Consider the following 7,413-nt stretch of genomic DNA (forward strand, 5'->3'; position numbering starts at 1 on the left):
GGACAATTGCCAGACCACCGGGATGCTGCGCGTTTTCGGGCGCCTGTGTCTGATTGTGTGCCTGTGGCAAGGTCCCCTGCCGTGGCTGCATCGTCACGACACGAATCTGATTGAGACCAGGTCGACGGCTGCGATGAACTTACGGCTGCATCTGGAGTCATTTCACAGCAACACAGAAGATGAACTCGGCTGGCATTTCCACTGGATCCTCCCCTGCTGGAACCATGCCTTCGACAAAGATTGCCAAGCCGATCAACCGAGTCGTGAATCGGTCTCCGCCGACACGATAGTCTCGCTTCCTACGGGGCAGAATTCGCTTCCCGGGATGATTTCTGGTGGAAATTTTTGCGAACATGTCGTGCATTCGATCGACCTCACCGAATGCACCCTGATCCGATACCGCGCAATCACCAGACCTCTTGTTGTCCCAGGGAATACTTCCGTACTGCGTTGTTAGTGGCACAGGCTTGAGACGCGTCTGGGGACCATGGAGTTTTTACCTGCTCCAGTCAATAGCCCTGATGCAGTCTCGACTTGCTCCGGGTGTGTCCGCTGAATCGTCCTTGCCAAGTGTGAACGATTGAGCGAGCCCACAACATCCAATCAAACCTCTGTTTGAATTGAAGACCCGCCATGAAACGCTTCGCAGCCATCACCGTCGGATTAGCACTACTCATAACGGCATGTGCTGTCGGTATTTCCTTCTGGGCCAAAAGAGCGCCCCAGGAAGTCCATGCCAGCAGCGAACCCGCCACGCAGCGGGATGTCGTCGTACTGCCTCAGGAAAAATTCAGCGCAGCTCAAATTGAAGTCGAGAAACCATCCTTCCGCGAACTTCAACCGATACGAACCGTCCCTGGTCGCATTGATTATGACGCAACTCGTCATGTTGAGGTCAAATCTCCGTTCGACGGATTGATTCAGCAGATCAATGTGAAAGTCGGAGACCGCGTTTCAGAACAGCAGGTCATCGCGATTGTCGACAGCCCTCAACTGGGCGAAGGCCGGGCGGATGTCTTACTGCGGGAATCCGACCTTGGACAGGCCGTCAGCGAGCATGACTGGTGGCATTCGATTCAAGGCAACCTGGAAGAATTGGTCGAACGACTGAAGACGCCTCAGGATATTCAGGATCTGGAGAAAGACTTTGCGAACAAGCAACTTGGTCAAGCTCGTCAGCAGATCCTGACCGCTTACTCAAGAATGAGACTGGCAGAAAAACTGAGCAGCAATTTGAAGCCTGCCAGCGAGATCGGAGCCGTGAGCATCCGGATGGCCCTGGAGACGGGATCAGCACGAGATACGACGACAGCCGAGTTCTTCGCGGCGTGCGAACAAGCGATTTTCGACGTCAAGCAGCGGCATCTGAAAGCGGAATCAGTAATGAATGATGCCCAGCGACGACTGGTCATCGCGAGGCAACGGCTCAGCGTGATCGTGAGTCAACCCTACGAAACGCTGGAAGATTTTGACCGGGAAGAGACTCTCAGCACCTGGCCCGTAAAGGCTCCTTTTAAGGGAACCGTCGAGGAGATTCTGCTGGCCCCTAAAGAACGCGTACAAACGTCGCAGGGGCTATTCCAGATCGCAGACACTTCACGGCTTTGGGTGCAGGCCGACATTCGCGAAAAGGATTGGAAATCGCTGGCTGTCACGCGGGGGCAATCGATTTCCGTGCAGACGCCTGCTCTGCCTGGTGAGACGCTCCCTGCAACGGTCGCGTTTATCGGCCGAAAGGTGGCAATCGATACGCGTGCGGTTCCGCTCACTGCCGAGATCGATAACTCGCAAGGGAAACTGCGGCCGGGTATGTTCGTCCGTGTTCTGATCCCCGATGGTCCGAAACGGAATTGTCTGACTCTGCCTCAATCCGCCATCGCATCGAACGACGGACGGACGTTTGTTTTTGTTGAGACTGGCCCTCAGCAATACCAGGTGAAAGATGTCACGATCGGCCTGAGCGTCGACAACTGGAGCGAAGTCTTGCAGGGAATTTCGCCCGACGACCGCGTCGTGAGTTCCGGTACGAATATCTTGAAAGCAGAATTCCTGCTGGAACCCGAGGACTAACCCTCGTGCGGCTCGCAAGGCGAAAAACCAGATCGCGATTGGTGAGGCTCAGGCGGTATCTCGACTGCTCAGTTGCCGCCGATGCACACTCCCACCAGGAGGACCACAAAGCATGCGAAAAAAGTGCCCCAGGCAATCGGGGGACTGACCCGGTGAGGAGTAGCTCCCAACCCGAAATGAACTCCCTGCCCATTCCAAAGGAGGAGTCCAAGAGGAATCGTAACCGCGCCAAAAAACCATAACTGCCACATTGGAGCCCCGTGGCTTAGTAAGTCAGCCGAATCCCCAATTCGCGGCAGCGATCCGAATGCGATGTAGGCTCCATTCGCGATCAGACAGAAACCCGCGAAGAACCGCATTACGAAAGCACCGGGGACCCGAAGTAGAGACAACATGCCCCAGAAGCAAGTCGGAGCAACCGCCCCGAAAAGGGAGCCCGCCCACGCAACCAGCAGTGGTTTGGGATTCGTCGCGAGGTCCGTGCGAGAAATTGCTGCAGGATGCACAACGACTCGTTTCACGGTTCCACCCGTCAAAATTGCCCCGACGACGTGCCCCAGTTCATGCACCTGCTGCATACCAAACCAGGAAAGGAGGATTGTCGAGCCGATGAGAAGTGCTTGATGAAATTGACTCATCGGCTGGTCCCATAAACAAAATCCACCGGGATTCAAGGACTGATCGGCGGTGCTGCGCCCGCCTGAGCCGCCCGCTTTTCTTCAGCGGCACTCAACCGGAGGTAGAAGGGGGATGCTGACCAGAAATCGGTGTCCGCAGTTTCACCAGACAGTTCCGCTCGTTCGATCTCCAATCGTCCAATTTCCGCGATCACGCGTGCAGGGGGTTGGTCGAGCGGGATCCTTGTCACGGGCAGACTTTCCAGGAGTCGATCGTCCCGATCCAGCTTCTTTAGTCCCGGTCCCGTAACGGTGATCGGCGATTGACAAAGTTCGAGAAATGAGGGGATCGATACAATCCGGATGGCAGACGTCTGGTGCCATTGAGAGTGTGCATCACGGGAATATTCCCCCAGGAATAGGTCGTCGCGTTGAGCATCTTCAATGACATGAAGGGGCGAAGCGTGGTCCGGAGTCCCGCTGGCAATTGCTGCAAATGTATCGACGGCGATAAGGCGACACCCTGTCGCGTATGCAATGGTCTTGGCACAAACCATCCCGACTCGCAGCCCAGTAAAACTACCGGGGCCACGACTGACGGCGACCAATTGCAGGTCGCGTGGTGTAAGTCCCTGTTCGCGTAGAACTTCGCCGATTTCGAAAATCAAACCTTGGGCATGTTTGCGCCCAGCCTGATTTAATCGCCGTTCGCCGAGCAGTTCACCATAGCGGGTGAGGGCCACCGACCCGTCTACACCACTTGTTTCAATTCCGAGGACGAGCATCGAAGTTCATTGCCAACCGAGTTCATAGACAAGCCGCAGGGTAGAATAGCGGCGCATCGGTCGAAAAGGCGAGCACACGCTTCCATCACGCTCTGACTTTCCCACTTTTTGACACACGTTAGACTTCGCCTGGACGGCAAAGCCGGTCAGAGTTTGGACTTGTTTGGGACTGCGAATCGGCGATACTCCGGCCATCGTCGAATTCATTTGATCCGCCAGTCCCTCTTTTCCGTTAGCAGGCTGCGCAAGCTTCTCTGCTGACGCTATACTCTCGACCACCGGAGGCAGTCCAATCGCCGCATGCGGCGGGACTGCCTCCGATAGTTGATGAACGATGGATTGGCCCGATTACGATGTCTCGACGAGAATCGAATTTCTGCCAGATCCGCTGAATTGGAATTTGACGACCAGTTATCTGGACAAAGGGGCAATCGCGTGACGGGGTTAGTATGGGCAGCGTTTGTGCTGCTGATTTTGATGATCCTCGCATTTGATCTCGGTGTCTTTTCTCGTGAAGCGAAGGCGCTGACCGCAAAGACAGCCCTGATACGTACTGCGGCCTACTTCGTATTGGCGCTACTGTTCACCGCCTTCGTTTACTTTGCATACGACAACCATTGGTTCAACCTGGGTGTGCTTCCTCCGGTAGATCCGAATGTCCCCTTCGATGCCACTGGTCTTCCAGACTCAGGATGGGAAGCCGCAGTCCAGTTTTTCATGGGCTACATGCTCGAACAATCGCTGAGCGTCGACAACATTTTCGTCATTGCCCTGATTTTGTCGTACTTCAAGGTGCCAGGGGCATACCAGCACCGAGTCCTTCTGTGGGGGATCCTGGGTGCGCTTGTCATGCGGGCTGTCATGATTTTCGCCGGCGTCGCTCTGATCGAACGATTTGAGTGGATGACGTATATCTTCGGTGCATTCCTGATCTTCACCGCTCTTAAGATGCTGTTCTCGGGCGAAGACAGCGAAGTGGATTTCGAGAAAAACATCCTGATCCGCATGCTGCGGGGCCGTCTTCATCCTCAGTTCGTCGAAGATCATTTTTTCACACGTGTGGATGGCCGGTTCGCAATAACACCTCTCTTTCTCGCACTCTTGATGGTCGAAACGACCGACCTGGTGTTTGCAGTCGATTCCATTCCTGCCGTGATCGGGCTGACACGCGACCCGTTTCTGGTCTTCACTTCAAACGTATTCGCCATTTTGGGGCTGAGGAGTCTGTACTTCGCACTGGCTGACCTCATGGGCCGGTTCCACCTGCTGAAATACTCACTGGTCATCATTCTTGGCTTCGTTGGAGCCAAGATGCTGCTGGAAAAACATCTTTTCCATAAGAATGAAGAGACGGAAGCAATGATCAATGGCGTTTCGTTCGCCATCATCATTCTGACACTCGTTGGCGGTGTCGCCGCCTCGTTCGTGTTCCCTGACCATTCGAAGGCCGAGGAAACACTCGACGAGTCCCCCGCCGCCTAATTTCTACATTCGAATCTGCCTGAAGAATTTTATCGACTGTCAGAGATGGTCATCATTGGGACCGGAGACACGCTTAAGCTTTGGTGCGATGGCGCGAGCACAATTTCGCCCGAATTGAAACGAGGCGGGGAAACTGTGAAGGACTTCCATTCATCCAGAATGCCCGTCACCAAAGCTGCTGAAGGATGCTAAGGACTTCACTGTCGCTGACGTCGCGCGGATTCCCGTTCATACTGTTCCCGCGCGAACTCACGGCAATGGCAGGGAGTTGGTCAATTTCCACCCCGATGGATCTCAATCGTGGAGGGATGCCGATCTCGTGACACAGTCGATCGATGCGGGCAATGAACGCTGCGGCGGACGCTTCAGACGTTGGATGACTCTGGTCGAACAGTGCCTCAAGTCGGGCCAACGGTTTCTCACTCACGTGCTGATTCACGCGCAGCGCCGCAGGAAGCATGACAGCACAAGCAAGTCCGTGAGGAACACGGCAATGGACGCCCAAGGCAGCAGCCACTCCATGAGCGAATCCAAGTCCTGAGTTGGCGAGAGCCATCCCGGACAGGAGTGCGGCATGGGACATGATTTCCCGCTCGGAACGCAACGTTCCATCCTGAACGACAGCCAGTAGCGCGGGCAGCCCCTTCGCCAGTGCAGACAAGGCGAGTGCCTGGGGAATGGGAGCCGCACGACGAGAAATGAATGATTCGATTAACTGCGTAATCGCATCCATTCCGGTATAGGCCGTGGTCTCGCGAGGCAGACTGACGGTCAGTTCGGGGTCGACCAGTACCATACGGGGAATCATGAGGTCACTGCGAAGACTCTTTTTGAAAGGAGGTGAGTAGGACGAGATCACCGCATTCTTGGTGACTTCGGTTCCCGTTCCAGCGGTCGTCGGAACAGCGATGACGCTCAGGGGACGTTCCGAGATTTGATATCCCCGCCCGACACCTTCTAGAAAGTCAACGACACTGGAACTCTGCCGGTTCGTGGCACACGCGGCAGCGGCTTTCGCCAGGTCGATCGTGGATCCTCCACCGATGGCGACAACGACGTCCCGATCGGTCGGCTCAAGCTTCAGAAACGAAGCAACCAGGGCATCGACGTCGCTGACTTCCGGCTCGTGTGATGCCGCTTCGAACTGGTGAACCGTCAGCCCTGTTGCGGCGATCGCCTTTTGCAGTTCGTTGATCAGGCCGCGTCGCTCGAGAGTGCGACTGCCGGAAACGAGAAAGACTCGCTCACCAAGACTGGCACAGAGCGTCCCGAGTTCCGTTCGACGTCCCCAACCGAACTTAATCTGATTTGGCGAAAAAAAGTCGTAGTTCATGGTAGGAACAAGGATACCTGAAAACTCTCTGGACGTCTTCGCCTCTGACTGCGACATTATTCTGGATGACATTTTTGAGCAGGAACTGGCTAATTCTGGCGGCCCAAAAGGATTCTGTAATGTCGGGACAATTCACTCCCACAGTCCGATCGCCGAAACGAAATTCCCGCTGGGGTATCGTGCTGCTGTTGTTGGTCAGCAGCGTGGCTGGTATCAGCGTGTTCGCACAATCCAAGCGGGCTCTCAAAGGGGAAGTCTGGGGATACAAGTTGGTCGCAGCCTATCCACACGACCGTACAGCGTTCACGCAGGGACTTGTGTTCGCGAACGGCCAGTTACTGGAAGGTACAGGGCAGAAAGGGGAATCGTCTCTACGCCGAGTTGATCTTGGAACGGGCAAGGTGGAACAGATTGCACCTCTCAATTCCCATTACTTTGGCGAAGGAATCACGGTCCTCAATGATAAGGTCTACCAACTGACCTGGCAGAATCGAATCGGTCTCGTTTACGACATCGATACGTTTGATGTCAAAAAGACATTCCAGTATTCCGGAGAAGGGTGGGGCCTGACAACCGACGGCAAACACCTGATCATGAGCGACGGCTCGGCAACGATTCGTTTCCTCGACCCTGAAACGTTTCAGGTCGCTCGACGAATCAACGTTCACCGTCGGGACAACAAAGAGAAGATTGGTCGCCTGAACGAACTGGAATATGTCAACGACGAGATTTGGGCAAATGTCTGGTACGAAGACCACATCGTCCGTATTTCACCGAAGGACGGCACGGTACTCGGCTGGATCGACTTATCTACTCTTTACCCCAGAAGCCAGCGTACCAGCAACGAAGAAGTGCTGAACGGCATCGCCTACGACCCCCAGAAGAAGCGGCTGTTCGTGACGGGAAAGAACTGGCCACAACTGTTCGAAATCACCGTCGGACAAAAGTGATCGACAGAGTCAAACGCGCACCGAGTGCCGAAGAGAAGTGGCACCCGACCGCAGCAATTGACATGGTTATGTCACGCAGAAACGGTGAGGAACCATTGCCCCTCACGCCCCCATCCTGGGTTTTGTCATGTCGTTCTCCTCTGTTACACTAGTTATTCTGCTGAAGAATTTCTCTT

Annotated in this window: 6 protein-coding genes; 3 read left to right on the top strand and 3 right to left on the bottom strand. The window is 54.9% G+C overall.

Features of this window, described 5'->3' with window-relative positions; all coding sequences use genetic code 11:
- The first annotated feature begins 633 nt into the window (after window positions 1-633).
- Window positions 634-2,070 carry an efflux RND transporter periplasmic adaptor subunit gene (locus VGE80_RS24855; protein ID WP_440594526.1) on the top strand — a complete coding sequence of 479 codons (1,437 nt, stop codon included), beginning with the start codon at window positions 634-636 and terminating at the stop codon, window positions 2,068-2,070.
- A 68-nt stretch (window positions 2,071-2,138) separates the two neighbouring features.
- On the opposite strand, the gene VGE80_RS24860 is transcribed toward VGE80_RS24855, so the two are convergent.
- Both VGE80_RS24860 and tsaB read right to left on the bottom strand, forming a co-directional pair.
- A complete protein-coding gene (locus VGE80_RS24860; RefSeq protein ID WP_440594527.1) occupies window positions 2,139-2,708 on the bottom strand; it encodes a hypothetical protein in 570 nt (189 codons plus the stop codon).
- Between the two features lie 32 nt (window positions 2,709-2,740).
- Window positions 2,741-3,472, bottom strand: a complete 732-nt coding sequence (gene tsaB, locus VGE80_RS24865; RefSeq protein WP_440594528.1) for a tRNA (adenosine(37)-N6)-threonylcarbamoyltransferase complex dimerization subunit type 1 TsaB — start codon at window positions 3,470-3,472, stop codon at window positions 2,741-2,743.
- Between the two features lie 435 nt (window positions 3,473-3,907).
- Between tsaB and VGE80_RS24870 the strand changes: the two genes are divergently transcribed.
- Window positions 3,908-4,954, top strand: coding sequence for a TerC family protein (locus VGE80_RS24870; RefSeq protein ID WP_397571017.1), 1,047 nt, complete (start codon window positions 3,908-3,910; stop codon window positions 4,952-4,954).
- 166 nt (window positions 4,955-5,120) lie between these two features.
- Here VGE80_RS24870 and VGE80_RS24875 read toward each other — a convergent pair whose 3' ends face one another.
- On the bottom strand, window positions 5,121-6,287 hold the full coding sequence (locus VGE80_RS24875) for an iron-containing alcohol dehydrogenase (RefSeq protein WP_373650963.1): 1,167 nt from the start codon (window positions 6,285-6,287) through the stop codon (window positions 5,121-5,123).
- Between the two features lie 119 nt (window positions 6,288-6,406).
- Here VGE80_RS24875 and VGE80_RS24880 point away from each other — a divergent pair, with 119 nt between their 5' ends.
- Entirely contained in the window at window positions 6,407-7,237 is an 831-nt protein-coding gene (locus VGE80_RS24880; protein WP_440594529.1) for a glutaminyl-peptide cyclotransferase, read from the top strand.
- Window positions 7,238-7,413: the final 176 nt, after the last annotated feature.

Source organism: Schlesneria sp. (assembly GCF_036405755.1).
In the GTDB taxonomy this organism is placed as follows: Bacteria; Planctomycetota; Planctomycetia; order Planctomycetales; family Planctomycetaceae; genus Schlesneria; species Schlesneria sphaerica.

Coding starts and splice junctions, on each gene's coding strand:
- VGE80_RS24855 (WP_440594526.1), top strand. CDS start 634: ATGAAACGCTTCGCAGCCATCACCGTCGGATTAGCACTACTCATAACG.
- VGE80_RS24860 (WP_440594527.1), bottom strand. CDS start 2,708: ATGAGTCAATTTCATCAAGCACTTCTCATCGGCTCGACAATCCTCCTT.
- tsaB (WP_440594528.1), bottom strand. CDS start 3,472: ATGCTCGTCCTCGGAATTGAAACAAGTGGTGTAGACGGGTCGGTGGCC.
- VGE80_RS24875 (WP_373650963.1), bottom strand. CDS start 6,287: ATGAACTACGACTTTTTTTCGCCAAATCAGATTAAGTTCGGTTGGGGA.
- VGE80_RS24880 (WP_440594529.1), top strand. CDS start 6,407: ATGTCGGGACAATTCACTCCCACAGTCCGATCGCCGAAACGAAATTCC.